This window comes from Spirosoma terrae, from assembly GCF_010435915.1.
Taxonomy (GTDB): Bacteria; Bacteroidota; Bacteroidia; order Cytophagales; family Spirosomataceae; genus Spirosoma; species Spirosoma terrae.
Genome location: NZ_JAAFZH010000001.1, coordinates 345,777 through 369,796, shown reverse-complemented (window position 1 = coordinate 369,796; position 24,020 = coordinate 345,777). Strand labels below are relative to the sequence as shown.

Sequence of the window (24,020 nt, the reverse complement as noted above, 5' to 3'; positions counted from 1 at the left end):
GAGTTTATAAATACAGAAAATAGTTAAAACCTGATTCCCAAAGGCAAAATAGTTTAATTTTCGGCCCGCATTCTGGCGTTACTACGTAGCAATATATGGCAAATTTTACGAACCAGACAGTTTTTATCACCGGTGCCGGATCAGGCATTGGCCGGGCCACCGCTCTGGCATTCGCCAAAGATGGGGCTCAGGTTGTTGTAGCCGATATTAACGAAAAAACTGGGAAGCATACCGTTCAGCTAATTCAGGACGTAAACGGCCGTGCCTTATTCGTGCCCTGCGACGTAACAAAACCAGCCCAGATAGAGCAGGCCATTCAGCAAACCGTCGATACGTTCGGACGGCTGGATATTGCCGTTAATAATGCGGGAATTGGCGGTCGGTTCGCCCGACTGCTGGATCAGACCGCCGATGATTTCAATCAGATCATGGCAGTTAACGTTGGTAGCGTTTTCTACGGGATGCAGGCTCAAATCCGCCAGATGTTAACTCAGTTGGAAGACGACCAGTCAAGTCGAGGCAAAATTGTTAATGTTTCCAGCATTGCAGGGGTTCGCGGAATGCCGATGGGCGCCCCTTATAGCGCATCGAAACATGCGGTTATTGGCTTGACCAAAACAGCTGCTCTGGAATACGTCAAGAAGAATATTCGGATTAATGCGATTTGCCCGGTTTATACGCATTCGGCCATGGTCGACGAACTCATAAGCGCTGCCCCCAGCATGGAGGAACGGATGCGTAAACTCATACCGATTGGGCGTTTGGCGCAACCCGAAGAAATTGCGCAGGCCATTCTGTGGTTATGCGATGACGCTAATGTTCTTTTCACGGGTCAGGCCCTGCAAATGGACGGTGGCCTAACGGCCGGTTAGCCTATAAACGGCTGACCCATTCGTCTTCTTTGGCCCGCATCGTTACCACTTCTTCGTCGGTTTTGTCGCCATAGCCGCAGAGATGGAGAAGACCATGCGCCAGGACCCGAAGCATTTCCTGGTCGGCCGACACGCCATGTTGTTTGGCATTATCGATTACCCGGTCAACGCTTATAAATATATCGCCTTCAATTTTATCATCTTCGTCGCTCTGGTCGAACGTAATGATATCGGTGTAATAATCGTGCTGTAAGTAATCTTTATTGACCTGCAGCAGATACTCGTCGGAGCAGAATATATAGTTTAGATCACCTACTGCGTAACCTTCCTCTTCGGCCTGGCGTTTAAGCCACAAACGTGTCGCCTGTTTCTGTGGAAGTTTGTAGGTTACGTCTTCGTTAAAAAATCGAATCATAATACGTAGACGGGTAATGGATACTGGATGAAAAGGTGAAGTATCCGCTCCCTTTTGCAAAGATACGGCGAGATAATACCTAATTGGCAAGAAGTACCAATCTGACAACCGTATGAACGCTATTCGTCTCCCAGCTATTCATCAGCCCGTTCAGTACACAGACGTCCCTATACCTATTATTGGGGCGGGAGATGTATTGATTCAACTTAAAGCGGCCGCCCTGAATCATCGCGATGTTTTTATTCAGCAGGGATTATATCCGGGCATTAAGCTGCCGGTTATTCTCGGTTCCGACGGAGCCGGGATTATTGCCGAGGTTGGCCCAGGCGTCGATCCAGCCTGGAAAGGGCAGGCTGTTCTTATTAACTGCGCCCAAAACTGGGGAGAAAACCCTAATTTTTATGGCCCGGATTTTCATATTCTGGGGATGCCTGCCAATGGTACGTTTGCGGAATACGTTTCGGTCAAAGCGACTTATATTCACCGTAAACCCGACCATCTATCGTTTGAACAGGCAGCTGCCATTCCACTGGCGGGCGTAACGGCATGGCGTACGCTCATGACTCGTGCAGGTCTGCATAGCGATGGAGCCACTACGCTCGAACGAGTACTGATCACCGGCATCGGTGGTGGCGTTGCCTTATTTGCGCTTCAGTTTGCGGTCATGTCGGGGGCAGACGTATGGGTAACGTCTGGATCAGCCGATAAACTAGCGAAAGCGCAAACGCTGGGTGCAATCGGTGGCGTTAATTATCGCGAAGCTGACTGGGCTAAACAACTGCTCGCTCAAGCCAATACGTATCAGACTAATCCAGGCCGAAAACATCCGCTCCGGGGTTATTTCGATGTAATTATCGATAGCGCTGGCGGTCCAGGCTTTGCCCGTTTAGTAGACGTCGCTGCGCCAGGAGGCCGTATTGCTTTTTACGGAGGCACTACTGGAAACCTAGCTGACCTAGTTCCGGCCAACGTATTTTTCAAACAGTTGAACATCCTTGGCTCAACTATGGGCAATGAGCATGACTTTGCAGCCATGCTGTCATTTATCACTGAAAAACAGTTGGTTCCGGTCATCGATTCGGTCTTCTCACTGGCCGAAACAGCCCAGGCTATGCAACGAATGAACGATGGTCACCAGTTTGGAAAAATTGTTCTTGCGATTGACGGGTAACGGTTGTTTACCAGAAAAGTTTTTGCAAATCATGGGCCATAGGATCATTTATTATTCAAATAATCCTATAAAAGTATAGTTATCCACATTACCAATGTGGATAACTATACTTTTATTCACATTTTCAGAATAGACTTCACTAAATGTGAATCGTCTGCGAGAGTGGTTTTACCTTTGTAGTCATGTCAGAATCGACAAACTTCATAGTAAAAGCACTAGCTGAACGGCTACATGACCGGCAGCAAAGCGGTCTGTTACGCCAGCTCAGCACAGCCGACCATTTGGTCGATTTTTGCTCGAATGATTATCTGGGTTTTGCACGATCTGCCAAGTTGAAAGCTCGTATTCAGCAAGCCGACCTTAGTGATAATACCAATCGCACGGGTGCTACTGGCTCCCGGCTTCTGGCCGGACAAACAGAACTGGCCAATCAGGTTGAACAACAACTGGCTGATTTTTATCAGACAGAAAACGCTCTCGTTTTTAATTCGGGCTACGACGCTAATATCGGCTTAATGGCCTGTTTGCCTCAGGCTGGTGATACGTTGCTGACCGATGAGCTGATTCATGCCAGTATGATCGATGGAGCGCGGCTGTCCTATGCTAACCGGCAACGCTTCCGGCATAACGACCTGGATGATCTCAGCGCAAAGCTTCAGCAGGCGAATGAGTCCCGACAGCAAGGGCAACAGGTTTTTGTGGCCGTTGAATCCATTTATTCGATGGATGGCGACATGGCTCCGCTGCCCGAACTGGCCAATCTTTGCGAACAGTACAATGCGGCCCTATTGGTCGATGAAGCCCACGCAACCGGCGTTTATGGATCCAATGGCGAGGGGTTAGTGGTGGCGTATGGTTTACAGGACCGCGTACTGGCCCGCGTTCATACGTTCGGGAAAGCGTTGGGCGTTCATGGTGCGGCTATAGTTGGGCCAACCGTCCTACGTAATTACCTGATCAACTTTGCGCGGTCGTTCATTTATACAACCGCTTTGCCTCCTCATAGCTTTCTGGCCATTCGGTGCGCTCATGAGCACTTACAGGCTCAGGCTACCGTGGCTGAACGGCTGCAAAAAACGATACGTCATTTTCAGGAACGCGTGTTAACAGCATTACCCGAGAGCCAGTGGACTACTAGCCAATCACCCATTCAATGTCTGATCATACCGGGTAATGATAACGCCCGCTACGTAGCAAAAGAAGCACAATGGGCCGGTTTCGATGTCCGTGCCATTCTCAGCCCAACTGTTCCGGCGGGTCAGGAACGACTACGCATCTGTTTGCACGTATTCAATACTACGTCCGAGATTGATCAATTAATTTCCGTATTACAGTCGGCACTTGCCAACGTACTAACATAATGATTCCAGAACATTTTCCGACTCAATTCATTCTTGCCGGCATCGGCACTGAAATTGGCAAAACGGTGGTCTCCTCCATTCTGGTCGAAGCCCTGCAGGCCGATTACTGGAAGCCAGTCCAGTCCGGCGCTTTGGAAGACTCCGATACCGAAACCGTACGTCAGCTAATCAGTAATACAGTTTCTCAGTTTCATCCAGAAGCGTATCGACTCACGCAACCACTCTCTCCCCATGCTGCGGCTGAGATCGATAACGTACACATCGACCTCAACATTATTACGTTACCAATTACCAGCAATGCGCTTATTATTGAGCTGGCTGGTGGTCTGATGGTTCCTCTGAATGACCATGAACTCAATATCGATCTTGTCCAAAAGCTAGGCTTGCCGATCATTCTTGTCTCACGAAATTATCTGGGCAGTATCAATCATACCCTGCTTTCTGTTGAGCTGTGTCGCAACCGGAACATTCCCATCCTCGGAATTATATTTAACGGTCCCACTGTTTCATCGACTGAACACTTTATTCTTAACTACACAAACATTCCGTGTCTCGGCCGAATCGGGCAGGAAAATCAATTAACCAAGGATGTTATCCGAAACTACGCCAACCAGTTCGCAGAACTTATCAGATCGCGATAAGGCCGTTATCTGGCACCCGTTTACCCAAATGCAGACGGCGCCTTCTCCTATTCCGATTGTTCGGGGAAAGGGTTCCGTTTTATACGATGCTGATGGCCGCGAGTACCTGGATATGATTTCGTCGTGGTGGGTCAATTTGCATGGACACGCGCACCCATACATTGCCCAGCGAGTTGCCGAACAATTACAGGTACTTGAGCACGTTATTTTTGCTGATTTCACCCATCAGCCCGCCATTGAGTTGGCAGAACGGCTGCTAACGATTCTGCCGCAGAATCAAACAAAAGTTTTTTACTCCGATAATGGGTCAACAGCCGTTGAAGTCGCGTTAAAAATGGCGTTCCAATACTGGCATAACCTGGGATTACCCCGTTACAAGGTTGTGGCGCTCGAAGACGCCTACCACGGCGATACGTTCGGGGCAATGGCCGTTGGCGGGCGCAGTGCCTTTACGTCTCCTTTTGTACCCTTTTTATTCGACGTCGACTACCTTCCAACGCCAGTTCCGGGCCAGGAAGATGCAGTACTTCAGAAAGCACGCGAACTATTCACCGCCGACGTAGCAGCATTTATTGTAGAACCGCTCGTGCAGGGATCGGGCGGAATGATTATGTATGAACCATCCGTACTGAATGAACTCTTCCAAATGGCTCGCCAGAACGGTACGCTCATTATTGCGGATGAAGTCATGACGGGATTTGGACGTACTGGTAAACTATTCGCATCCGATCATATAGAAGAAAAACCTGATCTGATCAGCCTGTCAAAAGGACTTACGGGCGGCACAATGGCTTTGGGCGTAACAACCTGTACGCAAGCTATATACGACGCCTTTCTATCGACAGACAAAAGTAAAACGCTTTTTCACGGCCACTCGTTTACGGCTAACCCCATCGCCTGTACCACCGCCCTGGCCAGCATGGACTTGCTGTTAGCGGCAGAAACGCAGACAGCTATTCAACGTATTGCGGCAAATCACACCGAGTTTTCCCAAAGACTGGCTACGTATACCACAGTCCGAAATATTCGGCAGCGTGGTACGTTATTAGCCTTCGAGATTAATGTTGGGGAGGCTACTTCTTATTTCAACACGGTTCGCGATCGAGCGTATCGATTCATGCTGGAGCGTGGCGTATTGATGAGGCCATTGGGTAACGTACTGTATATGATGCCACCTTATTGCACTACCAATGAGCAGCTTCAATACACCTACGATCAGGTTGAGGATTTTCTGAAGAGTTTTTCGTAAAAAACATAAGCCATTTCTGTCATGAAATGGCTTATGCTAAACCTCTTACTGTAGCTGACGAGTGGTGTAATGATCCACAACATCGCTCGGGTGAATTTCCAGCACGTTGGCCAGCACTAGCAGCACAAGCGTTCGGGAAGCGATTCGCCGGGAAATACCAGCAATCGATGCAAACAAATCAACCGTAATACTATTGTGCTCATCAAGGTGCTTCATGAGCTTATGCTCTTTCTCGCCGTAGCTAAACCTAATATCGCGTTCGGCCTGCTCACCTTTCAGAATTTCGCGCACTTCGCGACTGGCCTGAACTGATTTATCGGCCACCCGAACATACACTTTCTTACTTTCTGGCTCGGCTGGGTCGGTCAGGATGTAATGCGGTCGGGTTGGGCTGCGCGGAACGCGAACCACCAGTACTTCGCGTTCATCGTAGAGCTGAACTCGTTCTATGGTGTAGCTAATCCGGGGGAAGCAATATTTGTTGATGGCTCGAACGAGGAGGTATTCGTCTTCGTCAGCATATTTTAAACCAACGATCTTCTTGTCGTCACCGACACCGATCAGCATGATGCCGCCGTTGGTATTTGCGAAAGCGACAACACCCCGGATTATTTTTTCAGGATGGTTCGTTTTCAGTTTGAACTCTAAACTACTACTCTCTCCCCGTTTAACCAGGTTTTTGAGTGCTTGATAGTCCATAACCGATGGGTTCATCTGGTTGAGCACTGAGTTGTGATAAAGATACGGCTTTTCTTCAAACATGCAAGTATTTGTTACGTATCTCTACTTTTTGCCAAAAGTCAGCTCTAACAAACCAACTTTTCAGTAGAACAAACCGTTACTAGGTATCAATTGGGAGCTGTTTCTTAAGCGTTAAAACAAACAAAATTTCTATTTCCCAATTACTTTTGTATTACATAAATAACATAAAAATGCTGTTAAACGTTGCTTTGGTTTTGGGAACATTTGCCTTCATGGAAGGAGTTGCCTGGTTCACACACAAGTACGTTATGCACGGTTTTTTATGGGACTGGCATCGCGATCACCACAATCATCATAAAGGCTTCTTTGAGAAAAACGATCTGTTTGCCGTTGTGTTTGCCCTTACAGCCATCAGTCTTATTCTGGCAGGTGTTGAGATCCCCGAGTTGAGCTTTCTAACCTGGATTGGTGCGGGCGTTACACTCTATGGCTTCTTCTACTTCGTTTTTCACGATGTTATCGTTCATCGCCGGGTAAAGATGAAAGTAGACACAAGCGGTCGCTACATGCAACGGATCATGCGAGCGCACTACGTTCACCATAAAGTCCATACGAAAGAAGGAGCAGAAGCATTTGGTTTCTTATACGCCCCCAAAAAGTATGACCGTTCTGTCAGAAAATCGGTGACCGAAACTGATAACGGGGAGAAAATCAAGTAAAAGACTACCCGTAAATCAAAAGGCGCAATTCGTGATCACGAACTGCGCCTTTTGATTGTAAAGCTGGTTTGACTCCCTCAATACTCATCTTCATTGAAGAAGAAATCATCTTTGGTTGGGTAATCCGGCCAGATTTCTTCGATGCTTTCGTAAGGTTGGCCATCATCCTCCAGTTCTTGCAGGTTTTCTACAACTTCCAGTGGAGCGCCAGAGCGTATAGAATAATCAATTAGTTCGTCTTTGGTGGCAGGCCAGGGAGCATCTTCCAGGTATGATGCGAGTTCGAGTGTCCAGTACATAGTGTCTTCAGTATTTAATGATACTTTTTCAATGAGGGTGCAAAAGTAAAAAAACCGTTAATATCCAAGCACTTTTCTGAAAAAATGTTTTTAAACGCGTTTTTATAAGGATTTAGGCCATTAACAGCCAAACGCAGCTTTTGTTCAGAAGAGTAAGCGTATTCAGCCTGAAAACGTATTTTTCAGTCAAAATACATACTTTTTTGAATTAAGAATGATTTTCTGCTGTAATATCTCCATAGAGAATATCTTTTCCGTTTCATACTAATTCATGTATACATGTTCATTGAAGTTTGTGCTTATTCGCTCGAATCGTGTCTAATTGCTCAACAAGCCGGAGCTAATCGGATTGAGCTTTGCGGGAGCTTGAGTGAAGGCGGCACAACGCCCAGCGCCGGCCTTATTCAGTTGGCCCGACAGCATTTGTCTATTCAACTCTTCGTCATGATTCGGCCACGGGGTGGCGATTTTTTCTATTCAGAGACCGAACTCGATGTCATGAGAGCCGACATTGCGATAGCCAAATCCTTAGGAGCTGATGGCATCGTTCTAGGCATCTTAAATGCTGATGGTACCGTTGATGAAGCGCGCACCAGAGAATTTGTTGAGCTAGCCCATCCCATGCCAGTTGCCTTCCACCGGGCTTTCGACATGACCCGCGATCCCAACGAAGCGTTGGAAGCCGTTATCCGGACGGGCGCCATTCGCATTTTAACCTCAGGCCAGCATAATAGTGCCGAAGCCGGATTAGACGTTCTCAAAAAGTTGGCCCAAAACGCAGCTGGACGTATCGAAATTATGGCAGGTGTAGGTGTTTCGGAACGTAACGCCGGCCTATTTACAGGTATTGGCCTCGATGCCGTTCACTTAAGCGGAAAAAGTAATCTCCCTAGCCCAATGGTTTATCGACGGCCAAACATACAAATGGCGTCGGCTGTCCTGGGCGAATACGAACGTATCGAAGCCAGTGCCGACGCCATTCAGGGCGTAGTAAATCAGGTCAGAAACCAGTAATTACCAGAATACAGCGTAGAGAATTACTACGGCCAGCAGCACAACACCCGCGCCAATGGCAAAGGAAGGAGCTACTTTAAACATAGTAGAATCGATCTCCAGACCTTTTGTACTGGGTTTCTGTAAGCCCAGTACAAACATCACCGCAATACAGATCAGGAAAACAAAGCCCATCGTATCGAGGAAAGGAATTGTATAGATTCCATCAGGATTCTGCACGGCAAAGCCCAGTGGAGCCAGGAATTCGAGGTTGACCAGGTCTGGCAATAGGTATTTAAAGAATAGCGACAACAGGAACCCACCGACAATAGCAAATAACGCTCCCTGTGAGTTAGTCTTTTTCCAGAAGAAGCCCATGATAAAGGCGGCAAATACACCCGGCGATACCAATCCGGTCATTTCCTGAATAAACTGGAAGCCGCCCTTCTTATCGATACCCATAAACGGCGAAATCAGAATAGCCATTACCATCGATACCCAGATGGTAATCCGACCGACACGTACCATTTGTTTTTCGCTGGCGTCTGTCGAAATATATTTTTTGTAAATATCGAGCGTAAATATCGTCGAAATAGAATTGGCTTTACCTGCTAAAGAAGCTACTACGGCAGCCGTCAAGGCCGCAAACGAGAGGCCTTTTAAACCAGCAGGGAGCAGATTCAAAAGAACCGGATACGCATGGTCTTTATTCACCTCACCCGTAGCATCGAGCATTTCCTGGTGAAATAACCCTTTCTGATACAGCGTGTAAGCCGCAATACCCGGCAAAACAACTATAATCGGCATCAGCAGTTTCAGAAAAGCGGCAAAAAGAATACCCTCACGCGCTGTTTTCAAATCCGCACCCAATGCCCGCTGCGTAATGTACTGATTACAGCCCCAGTAGTTTAGGTTCACAATCCACATACCCCCAATCAAAACGGTCAGACCCGGCAATGAAGCGTAGTGTGGATGACCTTTCGGGAAAATCATCTTAAAATGGTCGGCCGACTGGGTAAGCATCTGATTAAATCCACTGGCAACCCCTTCCATACCATTCTCTGACGCCACCAGATTGATCGCCAGATAGGTAGTAGCCAGACCACCCATGATCAGGAAAAATACCTGAATAACATCAGTGAAACCAATCACTTTCATCCCGCCCAACGTAATGATTACGGCAAATACAGCCAGACCAAGCATACAAACCGTGAAATTCAGCCCGGAAATGGTCGAAACGGCCAGCGCTCCCAAAAAAAGGATAGATGTCAGGTTAACCAGAACGTAGAGAAATAGCCAGAAAATGGCCATAATCATCGACACCGTATTGTTGTACCGCTGCGTCAAAAACTGCGGCATCGTAAAGATTCGGTTCTTGAGATAGATTGGCATAAAGAAAACAGCTACTACGATCAACGTAGCAGCAGCCATCCATTCGTAAGTGGCAATGGCTAAACCCATCGCAAACCCATCGCCAGATGCACCAATAAACTGTTCCGCTGAAATGTTGGATGCAATCAGCGACGAGCCAATAGCCCACCAGGTAAGTGAACCTTCGGCCAGAAAGAAATCAGTAGTAGAGATATTTGCCGATTGCTTCTTCTTGTAAATCCAGTACCCATAGGCACTTACAATAATGAAATAGAAAAAAAAGACGATATAGTCCAGCGATTGAAGCTTTTGCATGATACAGCAGGAACAGGGAATCGGGGTTAATGGGATTTTTCAGGTCCGAAATATACCATATTCCGGAAACAATCGAGTAGGCTTTTTCAGCGACTTTCAGTTAAAATCAGCACATATTATCAATATACGTAGTCAAATGTATCCTAAAAGCTGTGTTTTATAGAACAATAGCGCGATTTCCAGAGATGAAAACCCGATCATTAAAAACAAGCTTCAATGCCTGTGATAGAACAATTTTCTCTACGTCTTTACCTTCTGTGGCCATATCGCTGGCCGTATGGCGATGATTAACTTCCGTTACGTCCTGCGCAATAATGGGTCCTTCGTCCAGATCGTTGTTAACAAAATGGGCAGTTGCCCCAATAATTTTTACTCCTCGCTCGTAGGCCTGCCGATATGGATTAGCACCAATGAACGCTGGAAGAAACGAATGGTGAATATTAATGATCCGGTTAGGAAACTGGTTAACAAAGTTCGGCGTCAATACCCGCATGTACTTGGCTAAAACCAGATATTCCGGTTCATAAATGGATAATGTCCGCAGAATAGCCTCTTCGTGTTCTTCGCGCGTTTTACCTTCGTGAGAGACGTAGTGAAATGGAATACCAAATTTACTAACCAGGGGTTGTAGGCTATTATAATTACTGACCACAGCCAATATAGTCGCATCCAGCTCGTCGAATGCATAGCGAATCAGTAACTCCCCCAGACAATGATGCTCTTTCGTTACCAGCACCACAATATTTTTTTTGCGTTTTGGATTAAGCCGGAACGTAATGCCCGGATCAGGTAAGGTTGTTTTTAGTTCGGCCAGCAATGCGTCGTTATCGAAATCGCCTTCAAATTCAGTCCGCATAAAAAACTGGCCGGACGGACTTACGTACTCATCGTTGTGAATAATGTTTAAATTATGCCGGAATAAAATGCCCGTTACGTGATAAATAAGCCCCTTATTATCGGGGCCATCCATCAGCAAAATATGCTTTCTGGAGTCTTGCATAGATCATTTGTAATAAATCGATTAAAAGTAGTAAATGCCAACTGTTTATTCCTTTATTTTGGGCCATAAGTAGCTATAATATGATAAATCGTCGCCATTTTTTGTCTGTTAGCTCGCTGGCTGGCCTCTTTCCATCATTATCCTTTCAGACTCTTTCATCAACATCCGATGCCGCCCCATCCGGCATCCCGTTAGTTATTTCAACCTGGAATCAACCCAAAGCAAATACAGCGGCTCAGGAAGCACTGGATCGTGGCGGTAGCGCCCTTGATGCCGTCGAAGCCGGTGTTCGCGTACCAGAAGCCGATCCTGCCGATATGAGTGTAGGCTATGGTGGCCGACCCGACCGCGATGGCCGCGTAACGCTAGATGCCTGCATTATGGACGAAAAAGGCAACGCGGGCTCGGTTGTTTTTCTGGAACATATTATGCATCCAATTTCAGTAGCGCGGGCCGTAATGGAAAAATCGCCCCACGTCATGCTCGCGGGAGAGGGAGCTTTACAGTTTGCTTTATCGCAGGGATTCAAGAAAGAAAACCTGTTGACAAAAAAAGCCGAAAAAGAATGGCGGGAATGGCTTAAAACGGCTAAATACAAACCGATTGCCAATATTGAACGGCATGATACCATTGGTATGCTGTCAATTGACGCCAAGGGTAATATTTGTGGTGCCTGTACAACCAGCGGCCTTGCCTATAAAATGAATGGCAGGGTCGGCGACTCCCCCATTATCGGAGCTGGCCTTTTTGTCGATAACGAAATTGGGGGCGCCTGCGCAACAGGTTTAGGCGAGTTGGTTATGCGAACCTGTGGCTCTTTTTTAGTGGTAGAATTAATGCGTCAAGGCCGAACTCCTCAGCAAGCCTGCGAAGAAGCGGTGATGAGAATCGTAAAAAAACAAGATTATAAGGATATTCAGGTTGGCATGCTGGCTGTCAATAAAGAGGGCGAAATGGGCGCATTTAGCATTCAGCCGGGCTTTAACTACACATTAACGCGTAACAAACAAACACAAGTAACAGACGCTCGTTCATATTTGAAGTAAACAAGTTTGTCTTTTATTGTTTATAGTACTTGATTGCAGTGATTAGCTCCCGTAATCTGTACTCGTATTCAATACCTAAAACCACCAGTTAATTTGGAATCGGTATTTTCAACATCAAAGCGGAAGTTACTGCTTGAAGTCGCCTGGGAAGTGTGTAATCAGGTAGGCGGTATCTACACGGTCATCCGGTCGAAAGTACCGGCAATGGTCGAAAAATGGGATGACAATTATGTGGCACTCGGCCCTTATTTCGCACAACGGGCTGCCGCTGAATTTGAACCGATTACAGACCCTGATGCAACCGAGATCGGGCAAACCGTTCGGAAGATGCGCCAGATGGGCTATGCGGTCGAGTATGGCTATTGGCTCGTAACTGGCCGACCACGTGTTGTTTTGTTCGATCTAAACAGTATCGGCAATGACCAGCTCAACGTCATAAAAGCACAGTTGTGGGAACATCATCAGCTCTCGACACTGAACGTAGAAGATCTGGTTAATCAGACAATCAAATTCGGCGACATGGTTCGGCTATTCATTACGTTACTAGCTGAAGAACATTCTCGTCGAGTCGATTTCGTAGCCCATTTCCACGAGTGGATGGCTAGTACCGGGCTCCCGGATTTGCGTCGGGATAATGTAAAAGTGGCCACCATTTTCACCACCCACGCTACGATGCTGGGACGTTATCTGGCGCAAAATGAAGCGGGCTTCTACGGTAAGCTTCCGTTCTTTGACTGGAAACGGGAAGCAATCCACTACGGTATTGAGACGCAGGCAACTATTGAGCGACTGGCCGCTCAGCAGGCCCATGTGTTTACGACCGTCAGCGACGTAACGGCACGCGAGTGTGAAGTATTCCTCGGCAGAAATCCTGATTTGATTTTACCAAATGGTCTAAACATTACCCGTTTTGCGGCTACCCACGAATTCCAGAACCTGCACGTTCGCTATAAAGAGAAAATTCACGAATTTGTGATGGGCCACTTTTTCCAGAGCTATTCGTTCGACCTGGAAAAAACATTATATTTCTTCACATCCGGTCGATTTGAGTTTTCGAACAAAGGGTACGATCTAACCCTCGAAGCACTCGCCCGGCTCAACTATCGGATGCGGGAAGCTGGCATGGACATGACCGTGGTCATGTTTATGGTTACGAAACAGCCATATACGTCCATTAATCCGGAGGTTTTACATTCGCGGGCGCTACTCGACGAAATCCAGGAAACCTGCGAAAGCATTGAAAAACAGGTTGGCGAACGTCTTTTCCTGGCGGCCGCATCCAGTACCGACAATACGTTACCTGACTTAAATAAATTCGTTGACGATTACTGGCGGCTTCGACTCCGGCGCACCGTCCAGAGCTGGAAAACGAAGCATTTACCTCCTTTTGTTACGCATAATCTGGTTCAGGAAGACGACATGACCCGTTTTATCCGGCAGGCCAATCTCGTTAATAATGAGTATGACCGGGTTAAGATCGTTTACCATCCCGATTTTATTGCCTCTACCAATCCACTTTTTGGATTAGACTATAGCCAGTTTGTTCGTGGTTGCCACTTGGGCGTGTTCCCAAGTTATTACGAGCCCTGGGGCTATACCCCATTGGAATGCGTTGTGCGCGGTATTCCTACCGTAACAAGCGACCAATCGGGCTTCGGGGATTTCATTATGCAAATCATGCGGGACTATGAAAATCGGGGTATCTACGTCATCAATCGTCGTACTCAGAACTTCAATGAAGCTGCCGATCAGTTAGCCAATGTTTTGTTCCGCTTCGTGCGAATGGCCCAGCGTGATCGTATTGCCCAACGAAATCGCGTAGAAAGCATTGCCGAAGTATTCGACTGGAGCAATCTACGTTCTTACTACGATACAGCTCACGATCTGGCCTTAAAGCGCAGAAAGCCTTAATTCTTCTTTAGTTTATGGTTTAACGTTCATCGTTTTCGGCTTGTAGTTGATGAATGATCATCAGCCCTGAATATGACCGTTAAACCATAAACCATTCTCCCCATGATTAAAATCGGTATCATCAACGTTTCAGATCGCGCCAGTGCAGGCGTTTACGAGGATATTCCCGGCAAAGCCGTTGTTCAATTTTTAACAGAATGGCTTACCAGCGAATGGGAACCCGTGTACCGGGTCATCCCAGACGAACAGGACCAGCTAGAAGCTACGATGATTGAACTAGCTGACGTAGAAGGCTGCTGCCTCGTTGTAACAACGGGTGGTACAGGCCCCGCCCTCCGCGACGTTACGCCTGAAGCCACTGAGGCTGTATGCCAGAAGATGCTGCCTGGTTTCGGTGAGCTGATGCGCCAGGAAAGTCTTAAATACGTTCCTACGGCTATTTTATCCCGGCAAACGGCCGGTATCCGTAACCAGACACTTATTCTGAATCTCCCCGGTAAGCCAACCGCCATTGGCCAGTGCTTATCGGTTGTGTTCCCGGCAATTCCTTACTGCATTGATTTGATCGGAGGCCCCTTTCTGACTACGGATGAAGCAGTCATGAAAGTTTTCAGGCCTAAAAGTTAGCCTTATTTACTGCGGAAAGCTAACCTTACCCATCGAAACGGTTGGAACACCCTGGCGGTCTCCAAAAGACGTATTGCCACCTGCTAAGCTCTCATTGGCCAGAACCGCAAACAAAACGGCTTCCTTGGCATCGCCATTGATGCCGAGCGAGTTTGTGGTGTCAAACGTGCAGTTGGGCAGCCGTTTTCGAATGGCTCCGGTCAGCACGGGATTATGCATTCCCCCACCGCTCATGTACACGTGATACGTATCGCTACGTTGCATAACCCGCTCAATCGAATGCGTAATCGTGTCTGCGCTAAACTGTACCAATGTTGCCATCAGATCAGCATCTGACAGGTTCTCAGTCTGGCTTTGTGTCTGTGCCTTTTCGACATATAACGTATTAAACACTTCAGGGCCAGTTGTTTTGGGGAAGGGCGCATCGAAAAATGGATTGGTCTTCAGCGCTGCTAGCAACGACTCACTAACCTGGCCACTGGCAGCCAACTTTCCATCTTCATCGTATGGTTTGTTCAGGAAACGACGCGCGTAAGCATCCAGCAACGTATTACCAGGACCTGTATCGGTTGTAAATACTTTACTGGCATCGCCATCGGCGGGTAAATACGTAAAATTCGCAATTCCACCCATGTTCAGTAAAATACGGTTCTCACCAATTTTAGAAAACATGAAATAGTCTCCATAAACGGCTAAAGGCGCTCCTTCTCCCCCGAGCGCTACGTGTTTTTGACGAAAATCGCTGAACGTAATAATGCCCGTTGTAGCCGCTACGTGGTCGCCGTCGCCAATCTGCAACGTAGCATTAGGAAATTTAGGGTTTCTATGCTGCGTTTTGGGTGCGTGATAGACCGTTTGACCGTGGCTGGCAACAATATCGACCTCGCTGGCTTCTATTTTCCAATCGTCCAGAACACTACGTATCATCGTACCATGCAGTCGCCCGATGTACGGATTTAGCAGGCACAACTGTTCGAAATCGATTTCCCGTTTGGCAAAGATGGTACGAATTTCTGCCTTGATATCGTCATTATACGGCACTGTCGTAAACTGTTCGATCGTTACGTTAGTAGCAGGTCCACTTCCTTCTATACGACACAAGGCGATATCGAGTCCATCCAGTGATGTTCCCGACATTAAGCCAATGATCCGTCGCTCGGCTTTTTGGGCAATGTCGTACAAATGTTGAATTTGCTTATTCATAAGATGCAATCGATTCGGTGGTTGATAACCTAACCCCACGGCATCAGGTTATACACTATCATTACGCGAATAACGCATGAATTTTTGGGGAGACGAACAACTTTCTTTTTTTGAGAGCATTCTATTTTCAGCACTGGGGAAGCCAGTAGAGGTTATCGAAACGCAGTTTCTGTCCGGGGGCGATATTAACACATCGGCGCAGGTATTTTCCTCAGAAGGTGTATTTTTCATTAAATGGAATCATGCCGACCGTCAGGATATGTTCGAAACAGAAGCCTGTGGCCTCGATATTCTTCGCCAAACCGAAGCCCTTTATATTCCTCAGGTTGTTGGCTACGGAAAAGAGCTCGATAAATCGTATTTGATTCTTGAATATATCGATCCGGGAAATCCGGCCAAAAATTACTGGGAAACACTGGGTCAGGCACTAGCCGTACTGCATTCACACACCCAACCGAAGTTTGGGTTACAGTTTAACAATTACATTGGCTCCCTTCCTCAATCGAACACACTTACTGCTAGCGGCATAAGTTTCTTCTTCGAACAGCGCTTACTTCCTCAAGCCGGTATGGCTCTCTACAAAGGCCTGCTAGCTAAACAGGCTTATGACGCACTGTTCCGTTTGTATGATCGCCTGCCCCAAATTTTTCCGCACGAACGCCCCGCTCTTCTTCATGGCGATTTGTGGTCTGGCAACGTAATGGTTACCGAAACGGGGCAACCGGCGTTAATCGACCCTGCCGTTTACTACGGCTTCCGTGAATCGGACCTGGCTTTCACCAAACTATTCGGTGGTTTTGATCAACGATTCTACAGCGCCTACAACGAAGCATTTCCGCTGGAAGATGGGTTTGACGACCGCGTGGCTATTTATAATCTTTATCCATTACTTGTGCATGTGAATCTGTTTGGCTCCGGATACGTTAGCGGAGTAGAACGAGTATTAAAACAGTTTTGACGTAAGTCGCTGTGCTCGGCTAATTACGTTTTTTTATATGGAGATTACTTCTTTTGAGCAATTCGATCTGAATCGTCAGTTGTTAAATGCTGTCGCCGATCTTGGTTATACCGAACCCACCCTGATTCAGCAAAAAACGATTCCTCTTAGCCTGGGGAACCACGATGTGCTGGGTATTGCCCAGACCGGCACCGGCAAAACAGCGGCTTATCTGTTACCCTTGCTGATGAAGATTAAATATGCTCAGGGATCTAATCCTCGTGCTCTAATCTTGGCCCCTACTCGCGAGCTGGTGATGCAGATCAACGAAGCCGTCAGTCAGTTGGGCAAATACACTGATATACGTCATGTAGCCTTATATGGCGGTCTTGGTCCTAAAACACAGATTGAAACCTTAAAAAAGGGAATTGATCTCATTGTAGCGACTCCGGGTCGTTTTATGGATCTGTATCGGCTGGGCGAAATCGCTACGAAAGATATTCGGACGATGGTACTCGACGAAGCCGATAAAATGATGGATATGGGCTTCATGCCCCAAATTCGATCCATTCTGGAGGTTATTCCCTCAAAACGGCAAAACCTGTTGTTCTCTGCTACGTTTGGCGGGCGAGTTGAACGGTTGTCGGGCGAATTTCTGGAAGCCCCCATCAAGATTGAGGTGACGCCCCAGGCATCAACGGCGGAGATGGTTAGTCAGGTTATTTATGAAGCGCCCAACTTCCGCACGAAGATTAATATGCTGGAGTTTCTGATAAAAAACGAAGCGTTTCAGCGGGTTATCATCTTTGCCCGTACCAAAACGACCGCTGAAAATATTTATAAGTTTCTGGCACGAAAGGTGATTACACCAGATGATATCCGGGTCATTCATGCAAATAAGGGACAAAATACCCGAATCAACGCTATGGATGCTTTCAAGGAGGGTAACATTAAAGTGTTGGTTGCCACAGACGTAGCAGCCCGAGGAATCGACGTAGCCGACGTGAGTCACGTTATTAACTTCGACGTACCACTTATCTATGAAGATTACGTGCACCGCATTGGTCGAACGGGTCGCGCTAACCGTACTGGTGAGGCTATTACGTTTGTAACCATGTCGGAGGAATATCACATACAGAAGATTGAAAAAATTATTCGTATGCAAATTCCTCGCGAGCCATTGCCTGCCGACGTAGAGGTCACCGAAACGCCATTTGACGAGAAGCAGGAGATGCTACGGGCCATAGATGAGCAAAGACGGAAAGAAGATCCAACCTTTTTGGGTGCCTTTCACGAAAAAAAAGAAAAAAATACGCCATCGGGGAAAGGACGTACAACAACAAAATCAAAACCGGGTGCATCAAAAAAGGCACCTTCCAGACCTGGAAAGCCACATTCCGCTTCGGGCGCTCGTAAATCAGACGTAGCAGTTGGTCGCTCGAAACGTTCAGGCCCACGGGGAGGCCGTCGATAGTATTGTTAGAATGTACTAACTTGGATTCCCCTTTCGTTTTACCGTAATACGAGCAGTGTGTTAGTCAGTATGAACGTTCGGATGAATCTGGTACAGTGGAGTTTAGCTATGTTGCCTTTTTGGGCAATGGCTCAGCCCAAACAGCTTATGACGTCTGCTCGGCCCAACTCCGTTCTACCAGCTAGTAATACTAAAACAACTAAAGAGTCGAATACGGCTAAAGTAGAAACGGATGCAACCGTTTCTGAAGTAGTTGTATCCATCAATATCCTACCTCTTTTTGGCGAACGAGCTAAAACGGCGGAACAGATTGATCAGGAAATTCACTTTCTGAACGATTGTGATCGGAATTTTGGCAGTAGAACGGAAGCCAGCGATTTTTTTGCGGCCCGTGGCTGGGACTACGTAGCGGATGGGCAATTAGACACAGCGGCTTATCGCTTCAACCTGGCCTGGTTGCTCAATAATCAAAATTCAGATGCTTACTGGGGGTTGGGCGTTGTTTGCTATCAGAAAGAGAATCTGCCCGATGCGATACGTATGCTCAAAAGAGGTTTGGCCGTATCGGATACCAACACAGTTTTGATGACCGATCTGGCTACGGTCCAAATCAAATATTATCAGGAAAAAGCCGATTCGGCTGATCTGGTAGAGGCAGAACAAAATCTACAGAAATCGCTGGCTATTGGCCCAGCCAGTGCCGTAGCCTATCAGAAATTATCGCTGGTCAATTTCTTGAAAGCAGATTATGAACAGGCCTGGGAATACTTCCATCAGGCAAACAATCTTGATTTTTCTGTTCTGGATTTAACGTATTTAAACGACCTGCTGTCGAAACGTCCAGACCCTAAAGGCGTATTCAAGTAATTGGGATTAGTTTTCGGTTTCTTCCTCCTGAATTACTTTCTCTTTAGCCCGTTCAAAGGTAACTTTTCCTTTCTCGTCCCACTCAGTAATCACGTAGGGTTCAAAATCGGTATCCCATTGGTCGCTGGCATGCTGCATCAGTTTTTTACGCATCCGACGACCGCTCGGATTTATGGGATAAAACTCCGTCCAACGGCCAACTTTTACGCCATTATCGTATTTCCCTTCTTCGGCCAGCAAACCATTCTCATGAAAGGCCATATACGTTCCTTTGATTTTACCGTGCTCAACCGGAATAATTTCCTTAATTTTCCGATGAGTCGAGTCGTAAAAGGTTAGCCTCGATTCGGCAGGAACCCCTTTTGTCCAGCGAGTTTTGTCTAGTAGCATAAAATGAGCGTCATACTTTTCCCAACGTCCATCCTTCATACCTGCATAATAGAAACCCTCTTCCATCAATTCTCCGTTCTGGTAACGCTTATAAGGACCATGTAACAGCAATCCAGTTCCCTCATCTTTAATGATTGAACTCGTTACCCGGCCACTCCGCTGGAAGTATCGATAGACATCGCGAATGTATGGTAATGGCTTAGCAGCATCATTGTCTCTTAAGACATGAAATTCTTCAACGATGGTTCTGTCACCGCTTCCGAACTTCGTGTATGCTTTAATCATAGCCACGCCTTCGTATTCATTTTTTACGTTCTTTTTCTTGGCTTTCTTCTCCGACTTAAGTTTCTTTAACTGTTTGACTTTTAGACCCAGATCGGGCATTACGTTCGACAGATAAGCATCTTTCTGTTCCTTCAGCGACTCCATTGATGGCAACCCCAGCGTTGTCAGTGAAGAAGGTACCGATGAAAAAGGAGAGGCAGGCGCCCCAGACGGAGCTAAGACCGGCTTTGTAGCCGTGGTTAGTGACGAAGGCTGCGAAGTTTGCGTCTGGGCCATCAATGTTCCTGATTCTAGCAGCAAGACAACAATAAGAAAACGCTTAATTGATAATCTGAACATAACTAACTAGAGCAAACGATTGATAACTTAACTTTGTTAAGTTTGCAACGATTTAGTGCCTATTAATATTTTGCCAATTTGTTTATCGTAAAATTCGGCATATTTTAAGATACTATATAACTATACATTGTGGAAAAACAGGCCCGTATTTATGTTGCCGGACACCGGGGAATGGTCGGCTCAGCTATTACTCGCAAATTACATGCCGAGGGTTACGAAAATATACTAACACGCACTTCATCTGAATTAGATTTACGCAATCAGGCTGCCGTTGCCAACTTCTTTGCGGAAGAAAGACCAGACTATGTTTTTCTGGCAGCCGCTAAAGTAGGCGGCATTATGGCTAACAATACGTACCGGGCTGAATTTCTGTACGACAACCTGCTCATCGAATCGAACATCATTCATAGCGCTTATGAAACAGGGGTAAAGAAATTGTTGTTCCTTGGTTCGTCGTGTATTTATCCAAAACTAGCTCCTCAACCTCTCAAAGAGGAGTATTTGCTGAGTGGCTACCTGGAATCGACCAATGAGCCATACGCTATTGCCAAAATCACCGGAATTAAGCTTTGCGAAGCCTACCGCAGCCAATATGGCTGCAATTTCATTTCGGCTATGCCAACGAATTTGTATGGCCCTAATGATAATTACGATTTACAGGGTTCGCACGTATTACCTGCCTTGATCCGTAAATTTCACGAAGCAAAAATCAATGATCAGCCAACTGTTGAGGTGTGGGGAACCGGGTCACCGCGCCGTGAGTTTTTGCATGCCGATGACCTCGCTGATGCCTGCTTCCATTTGATGGAGCATTATAATGATGAGCTGTTCGTTAATATCGGTACGGGCGAAGACGTAACTATTCGCGAATTGGCTGAGCTTGTTAAAGAAACCGTTGGTTACGAAGGTGAGTTACGCTGGAATACCGAAAAACCCGACGGAACACCGCGTAAACTGATGGACGTATCGCGTCTTCACTCGATGGGATGGAAACATTCAACAGAGCTGAGAGATGGAATAGAACGTACCTACCAGGATTTCCTGGCCAACGAAGTTTTATACGTAGAATAAAGACTAAAAAGGGGCTTTCTTGAGAGAAGCCCCTTTTTAGTCTTTATAATTTATTGGCGGGATTACCGAACACCGTCTTTCCTCCCTCAACGTTTTCAATAACCACGGAGCCTGCTCCAACTCTGGCGTTCTTGCCAATGGTCACTCCGGCTACAATCGTTGCTCCTGAGCCGATAAAAGCACCTTCTTCTACTATTACTCCGCTGTTTATTACGCTTCCCGTTCCGATCTGGACGTAGTCACCCACTTTGGCCTGGCTTTCGATAACAGCTCCCGACTGGATAATGCAATGCTGGCCAACTTCAGCAAATGGGTTGATAACTGAACGAGCTGCCACCAAATTACCGTGACCAATTGTTGCCATCTCCGACACAATGGCCGTGTCATGAATCGCATTGACGGGCTGCGTTTTGCGTCGATCATTGAGCATTTTAATCAGGCGCTTCCGAACCCGGCTATCACTAATAGCCACAAACGCTTCGCACTTTTGCCCGATAAGCTTCAAAAAACCATCGTCGTCCGTCTCGCCTAATACCGAAACGTCGCCAAATTCTTTACCATGCAACTCCTTGTTGTCATCTAAAAAACCATAGACAACAACATTGTTACGTTGAAATAAATCTAAAGCAGTTAGCCCAAGGTTTCCTGCTCCAAAAATCAGCACCGGATTTTCCATTATTTGTATTAAGTCAATATGAACGATTGCCTTATAAGGGCATTAACATTGTCAATTTGGTAACATTAGGATAAATCTTACTTCATAACTGGGGGGTAAATTCGTCCATGAAATCAAGTACGCAGTTTCGCACAATTGTGCTCTCTGATATTCACCTCGGCACTGCCGGTTCTAAAGCGAAGGAGGCTACGGAATTCTTACGAAATTATTCCTGTCAGAAACTCATTCTCAACGGTGACATCATTGATGGCTGGCAATTGAAACAGTACGGTACCTGGAAGAAAAAACACACCGCTTTTTTTAAAACTGTTTTAAAGCAAATCGTTCATTACGATACCAAAGTTATTTACCTCCGGGGTAATCACGACGATTTTCTGGACCAGGTAATGCCCTTAAAAGTCGGAAAAAATTTTTCGATCCGAAAAGACTATACCCTGAATTCTGGCAGCAAGAAGTTTTATATAACACACGGCGATGTATTTGACTCTATTACGTCGCAAATGAAATGGCTGGCCTATCTCGGCGACCTGGGCTATACGTTCCTTTTGTGGGTTAATAAGTTCTACAACCATTACCGAACCTGGCGTGGTCTTCCTTATTATTCGTTATCGCAACGTATTAAAGGACGTATCAAACAGGCCGTTAGCTATATCTCCGATTACGAACAAAAACTGACTGAATTAGCTCGCGCCCGAAACTGCGACGGCGTTATCTGCGGCCATATTCACCAACCGGCTATTCACAATTTCGACGGTATCCTCTACATGAACTCAGGCGATTGGGTTGAATCACTCAGCGCTTTGGTTGAAGACCACGATGGCAATTGGAGCTTACTCTACTATACATCGGATCTGGATGAGGACGAAGAAGAGAAGAATCAACTGGCTCCATACTCAGAGACTATTCAACACTAAGTACCAGAAACTATTGGCAACATGCGTGTTTTATTTTTAGTACAGGGCGAAGGTCGAGGTCACTTAACGCAGGCCTTATCACTAGAGCAGATATTACGTACGGCTGGGCATGAAGTAATTGGCGCTATTGTTGGCGTTACGTCTGAGAGGGATGTACCGGCTTTCTTCAGCGAAAAATTTGCCGCTCCTATTACGCCTATATTTAGTCCTGGGCTTGTGTATAACGCGGGCACAAATGAACTGGAACCCTTCAAAACGACAGTTCAGGCAATACGTTATGCTCGTCCTTTCTGGAATAGTTTAAAGCAGGTGCACGCTATTATTGAATCGCAGCGCCCGGATGTTGTCGTTAATTTCTACGAAATGCTGGGCGGGCTCACCTACGCCTTGCTACGTCCATCTGTCCCAATGGTTTGCATTGCTCATCAGTATTTTGCTTTCCATTCGAATTTCCAGCGCCCCAAAAGGCAATGGTTTTACCGCCAGGCGTTTAAGATCAATACGCGACTAACCTGTTTTGGCGCTCAGGAGTTGCTGGCCCTGTCGTTCGATAAACAGCCAGATGAGCCCAGCCAGCGGATACGTGTTGTGCCCCCATTATTACGCCAGGAAATCACGGATCTTAAACCGATCGATGGTAATTTTTTATTGGCTTATGTTACGCAGCCCGGTTTAAAAGTAGAACTGCTGAAAGCCCATCAGCAACATCCCGATATTCAGATGGATGCCTTTCACTCCGGGGTTAACGTACCAGACGATGTTATTGATGCTACGCTAACCTATCATGCTATTGATGGAAAGCGCTTCCTCAACTTTATGTCTCGCTGCAAAGCAATCGTTACAACAGCGGGTTTTGAATCAGTTTGCGAGGCTGCTTATTTAGGGAAGCCCGCCTTGATGATTCCCCAGCCGAATCATTTTGAGCAGGCTTGTAATGCAATAGACGGACAACGCGCGGGGGTAGGTGTTGCCGCTGACGGCTTCGATCTTGATCAATTATTGACTTATCTACCCCAGCATGACCCTACTGTTAGCGTTCGTTTCCGGGAATGGTATGCACAGGGCTATTTCCTTTTCTTAGCCGCTCTAAACCGCGCTACAATGCCTAAAAGGAAGCCTTCTGATGGTTTCTTCAGAACACGGGTCCGTCATTTGCTTCGTTCCTGATAACG

At 46.6% G+C, this 24,020-nt stretch carries 24 protein-coding genes; 16 read left to right on the top strand and 8 right to left on the bottom strand.

Annotation, left to right across the window (positions count from 1 at the left end):
- Positions 1 to 95: 95 nt before the first annotated feature.
- Positions 96 to 872 (top strand): glucose 1-dehydrogenase, encoded by a 777-nt coding sequence (locus GK108_RS01670; protein WP_163941794.1) that lies wholly within the window; start codon positions 96 to 98, stop codon positions 870 to 872.
- A 1-nt stretch (position 873) separates the two neighbouring features.
- On the opposite strand, the gene ybeY is transcribed toward GK108_RS01670, so the two are convergent.
- Positions 874 to 1,287, bottom strand: a complete 414-nt coding sequence (ybeY, locus tag GK108_RS01665; RefSeq protein ID WP_163941791.1) for an rRNA maturation RNase YbeY — start codon at positions 1,285 to 1,287, stop codon at positions 874 to 876.
- 112 nt (positions 1,288 to 1,399) lie between these two features.
- On the opposite strand from ybeY, the gene GK108_RS01660 reads away from it, so the two are divergent.
- From GK108_RS01660 to bioA, 4 genes are all read left to right on the top strand, one after another.
- On the top strand, positions 1,400 to 2,458 hold the full coding sequence (locus tag GK108_RS01660) for a zinc-binding dehydrogenase (RefSeq protein ID WP_163941788.1): 1,059 nt from the start codon (positions 1,400 to 1,402) through the stop codon (positions 2,456 to 2,458).
- Positions 2,459 to 2,640: 182 nt separating this feature from the next.
- Positions 2,641 to 3,819 (top strand): aminotransferase class I/II-fold pyridoxal phosphate-dependent enzyme, encoded by a 1,179-nt coding sequence (locus GK108_RS01655; RefSeq protein ID WP_163941785.1) that lies wholly within the window; start codon positions 2,641 to 2,643, stop codon positions 3,817 to 3,819.
- Positions 3,819 to 4,460 (top strand): dethiobiotin synthase, encoded by a 642-nt coding sequence (bioD, locus tag GK108_RS01650; RefSeq protein ID WP_163941782.1) that lies wholly within the window; start codon positions 3,819 to 3,821, stop codon positions 4,458 to 4,460. Before GK108_RS01655 ends, bioD begins: the two co-directional genes overlap by 1 nt.
- On the top strand, positions 4,408 to 5,709 hold the full coding sequence (bioA, locus tag GK108_RS01645) for an adenosylmethionine--8-amino-7-oxononanoate transaminase (RefSeq protein WP_163941779.1): 1,302 nt from the start codon (positions 4,408 to 4,410) through the stop codon (positions 5,707 to 5,709). Before bioD ends, bioA begins: the two co-directional genes overlap by 53 nt.
- A gap of 45 nt (positions 5,710 to 5,754) precedes the next feature.
- On the opposite strand, the gene GK108_RS01640 is transcribed toward bioA, so the two are convergent.
- Positions 5,755 to 6,423, bottom strand: coding sequence for an AlbA family DNA-binding domain-containing protein (locus GK108_RS01640; RefSeq protein ID WP_163943725.1), 669 nt, complete (start codon positions 6,421 to 6,423; stop codon positions 5,755 to 5,757).
- Positions 6,424 to 6,641: 218 nt separating this feature from the next.
- Between GK108_RS01640 and GK108_RS01635 the strand changes: the two genes are divergently transcribed.
- On the top strand, positions 6,642 to 7,130 hold the full coding sequence (locus GK108_RS01635; RefSeq protein WP_163941776.1) for a sterol desaturase family protein: 489 nt from the start codon (positions 6,642 to 6,644) through the stop codon (positions 7,128 to 7,130).
- Positions 7,131 to 7,207: 77 nt separating this feature from the next.
- Here the strand turns inward: GK108_RS01635 and GK108_RS01630 are convergent, their stop codons facing one another.
- Positions 7,208 to 7,429 carry a DUF2795 domain-containing protein gene (locus GK108_RS01630; protein ID WP_009284883.1) on the bottom strand — a complete coding sequence of 74 codons (222 nt, stop codon included), beginning with the start codon at positions 7,427 to 7,429 and terminating at the stop codon, positions 7,208 to 7,210.
- A gap of 279 nt (positions 7,430 to 7,708) precedes the next feature.
- Between GK108_RS01630 and GK108_RS01625 the strand changes: the two genes are divergently transcribed.
- Entirely contained in the window at positions 7,709 to 8,443 is a 735-nt protein-coding gene (locus tag GK108_RS01625) for a copper homeostasis protein CutC (protein ID WP_163941773.1), read from the top strand.
- Here the strand turns inward: GK108_RS01625 and GK108_RS01620 are convergent, their stop codons facing one another.
- The gene (locus GK108_RS01620) at positions 8,444 to 10,108 is read right to left on the bottom strand and encodes a sodium:solute symporter family transporter (RefSeq protein WP_163941770.1); all 1,665 of its coding nucleotides are present in this window, start codon (positions 10,106 to 10,108) and stop codon (positions 8,444 to 8,446) included.
- Between the two features lie 157 nt (positions 10,109 to 10,265).
- Positions 10,266 to 11,108, bottom strand: a complete 843-nt coding sequence (purU, locus tag GK108_RS01615) for a formyltetrahydrofolate deformylase (protein ID WP_163941767.1) — start codon at positions 11,106 to 11,108, stop codon at positions 10,266 to 10,268.
- A gap of 80 nt (positions 11,109 to 11,188) precedes the next feature.
- On the opposite strand from purU, the gene GK108_RS01610 reads away from it, so the two are divergent.
- The 3 genes from GK108_RS01610 to mog all read left to right on the top strand — a co-directional run bounded on the left by GK108_RS01610 (position 11,189) and on the right by mog (position 14,692).
- Positions 11,189 to 12,154 (top strand): isoaspartyl peptidase/L-asparaginase family protein, encoded by a 966-nt coding sequence (locus GK108_RS01610; RefSeq protein ID WP_163941764.1) that lies wholly within the window; start codon positions 11,189 to 11,191, stop codon positions 12,152 to 12,154.
- A gap of 93 nt (positions 12,155 to 12,247) precedes the next feature.
- Entirely contained in the window at positions 12,248 to 14,065 is a 1,818-nt protein-coding gene (locus GK108_RS01605; RefSeq protein WP_163941761.1) for a glycosyltransferase, read from the top strand.
- A gap of 102 nt (positions 14,066 to 14,167) precedes the next feature.
- A complete protein-coding gene (mog, locus tag GK108_RS01600; protein WP_163941757.1) occupies positions 14,168 to 14,692 on the top strand; it encodes a molybdopterin adenylyltransferase in 525 nt (174 codons plus the stop codon).
- A gap of 6 nt (positions 14,693 to 14,698) precedes the next feature.
- Here mog and GK108_RS01595 read toward each other — a convergent pair whose 3' ends face one another.
- Entirely contained in the window at positions 14,699 to 15,895 is a 1,197-nt protein-coding gene (locus tag GK108_RS01595; RefSeq protein ID WP_163941754.1) for an anhydro-N-acetylmuramic acid kinase, read from the bottom strand.
- Positions 15,896 to 15,971: 76 nt separating this feature from the next.
- Here GK108_RS01595 and GK108_RS01590 point away from each other — a divergent pair, with 76 nt between their 5' ends.
- The 3 genes from GK108_RS01590 to GK108_RS01580 all read left to right on the top strand — a co-directional run bounded on the left by GK108_RS01590 (position 15,972) and on the right by GK108_RS01580 (position 19,173).
- Positions 15,972 to 16,853 (top strand): fructosamine kinase family protein, encoded by an 882-nt coding sequence (locus tag GK108_RS01590; RefSeq protein ID WP_163941751.1) that lies wholly within the window; start codon positions 15,972 to 15,974, stop codon positions 16,851 to 16,853.
- Positions 16,854 to 16,890: 37 nt separating this feature from the next.
- Complete coding sequence (locus tag GK108_RS01585; RefSeq protein WP_163941747.1) at positions 16,891 to 18,306, top strand: DEAD/DEAH box helicase; 1,416 nt, start codon at positions 16,891 to 16,893, stop codon at positions 18,304 to 18,306.
- A gap of 69 nt (positions 18,307 to 18,375) precedes the next feature.
- Positions 18,376 to 19,173, top strand: coding sequence for a tetratricopeptide repeat protein (locus tag GK108_RS01580; protein WP_163941744.1), 798 nt, complete (start codon positions 18,376 to 18,378; stop codon positions 19,171 to 19,173).
- A gap of 6 nt (positions 19,174 to 19,179) precedes the next feature.
- On the opposite strand, the gene GK108_RS01575 is transcribed toward GK108_RS01580, so the two are convergent.
- Positions 19,180 to 20,187 carry a toxin-antitoxin system YwqK family antitoxin gene (locus GK108_RS01575; RefSeq protein ID WP_246224616.1) on the bottom strand — a complete coding sequence of 336 codons (1,008 nt, stop codon included), beginning with the start codon at positions 20,185 to 20,187 and terminating at the stop codon, positions 19,180 to 19,182.
- A 129-nt stretch (positions 20,188 to 20,316) separates the two neighbouring features.
- On the opposite strand from GK108_RS01575, the gene fcl reads away from it, so the two are divergent.
- Positions 20,317 to 21,258: a GDP-L-fucose synthase gene (gene fcl, locus GK108_RS01570; RefSeq protein ID WP_163941741.1), complete on the top strand. Its 942-nt coding sequence runs from the start codon at positions 20,317 to 20,319 to the stop codon at positions 21,256 to 21,258.
- 43 nt (positions 21,259 to 21,301) lie between these two features.
- Here the strand turns inward: fcl and GK108_RS01565 are convergent, their stop codons facing one another.
- Positions 21,302 to 21,934, bottom strand: a complete 633-nt coding sequence (locus GK108_RS01565; RefSeq protein ID WP_163941738.1) for an acetyltransferase — start codon at positions 21,932 to 21,934, stop codon at positions 21,302 to 21,304.
- A 107-nt stretch (positions 21,935 to 22,041) separates the two neighbouring features.
- Here GK108_RS01565 and GK108_RS01560 point away from each other — a divergent pair, with 107 nt between their 5' ends.
- Complete coding sequence (locus GK108_RS01560) at positions 22,042 to 22,848, top strand: UDP-2,3-diacylglucosamine diphosphatase (RefSeq protein ID WP_163941735.1); 807 nt, start codon at positions 22,042 to 22,044, stop codon at positions 22,846 to 22,848.
- Positions 22,849 to 22,869: 21 nt separating this feature from the next.
- A complete protein-coding gene (locus GK108_RS01555; RefSeq protein ID WP_163941732.1) occupies positions 22,870 to 24,015 on the top strand; it encodes a glycosyltransferase family protein in 1,146 nt (381 codons plus the stop codon).
- Positions 24,016 to 24,020 lie beyond the last annotated feature (5 nt).

Coding starts and splice junctions, on each gene's coding strand:
- GK108_RS01560 (WP_163941735.1), top strand. CDS start 22,042: ATGAAATCAAGTACGCAGTTTCGCACAATTGTGCTCTCTGATATTCAC.
- GK108_RS01585 (WP_163941747.1), top strand. CDS start 16,891: ATGGAGATTACTTCTTTTGAGCAATTCGATCTGAATCGTCAGTTGTTA.
- GK108_RS01620 (WP_163941770.1), bottom strand. CDS start 10,108: ATGCAAAAGCTTCAATCGCTGGACTATATCGTCTTTTTTTTCTATTTC.
- GK108_RS01555 (WP_163941732.1), top strand. CDS start 22,870: ATGCGTGTTTTATTTTTAGTACAGGGCGAAGGTCGAGGTCACTTAACG.
- GK108_RS01660 (WP_163941788.1), top strand. CDS start 1,400: ATGAACGCTATTCGTCTCCCAGCTATTCATCAGCCCGTTCAGTACACA.
- GK108_RS01655 (WP_163941785.1), top strand. CDS start 2,641: ATGTCAGAATCGACAAACTTCATAGTAAAAGCACTAGCTGAACGGCTA.
- GK108_RS01595 (WP_163941754.1), bottom strand. CDS start 15,895: ATGAATAAGCAAATTCAACATTTGTACGACATTGCCCAAAAAGCCGAG.
- mog (WP_163941757.1), top strand. CDS start 14,168: ATGATTAAAATCGGTATCATCAACGTTTCAGATCGCGCCAGTGCAGGC.
- GK108_RS01670 (WP_163941794.1), top strand. CDS start 96: ATGGCAAATTTTACGAACCAGACAGTTTTTATCACCGGTGCCGGATCA.
- ybeY (WP_163941791.1), bottom strand. CDS start 1,287: ATGATTCGATTTTTTAACGAAGACGTAACCTACAAACTTCCACAGAAA.
- GK108_RS01630 (WP_009284883.1), bottom strand. CDS start 7,429: ATGTACTGGACACTCGAACTCGCATCATACCTGGAAGATGCTCCCTGG.
- purU (WP_163941767.1), bottom strand. CDS start 11,108: ATGCAAGACTCCAGAAAGCATATTTTGCTGATGGATGGCCCCGATAAT.
- GK108_RS01575 (WP_246224616.1), bottom strand. CDS start 20,187: ATGTTCAGATTATCAATTAAGCGTTTTCTTATTGTTGTCTTGCTGCTA.
- GK108_RS01565 (WP_163941738.1), bottom strand. CDS start 21,934: ATGGAAAATCCGGTGCTGATTTTTGGAGCAGGAAACCTTGGGCTAACT.
- GK108_RS01640 (WP_163943725.1), bottom strand. CDS start 6,423: ATGAACCCATCGGTTATGGACTATCAAGCACTCAAAAACCTGGTTAAA.
- GK108_RS01590 (WP_163941751.1), top strand. CDS start 15,972: ATGAATTTTTGGGGAGACGAACAACTTTCTTTTTTTGAGAGCATTCTA.
- GK108_RS01580 (WP_163941744.1), top strand. CDS start 18,376: ATGAACGTTCGGATGAATCTGGTACAGTGGAGTTTAGCTATGTTGCCT.
- GK108_RS01625 (WP_163941773.1), top strand. CDS start 7,709: ATGTTCATTGAAGTTTGTGCTTATTCGCTCGAATCGTGTCTAATTGCT.
- GK108_RS01610 (WP_163941764.1), top strand. CDS start 11,189: ATGATAAATCGTCGCCATTTTTTGTCTGTTAGCTCGCTGGCTGGCCTC.
- GK108_RS01635 (WP_163941776.1), top strand. CDS start 6,642: ATGCTGTTAAACGTTGCTTTGGTTTTGGGAACATTTGCCTTCATGGAA.
- bioD (WP_163941782.1), top strand. CDS start 3,819: ATGATTCCAGAACATTTTCCGACTCAATTCATTCTTGCCGGCATCGGC.
- bioA (WP_163941779.1), top strand. CDS start 4,408: ATGTTATCCGAAACTACGCCAACCAGTTCGCAGAACTTATCAGATCGC.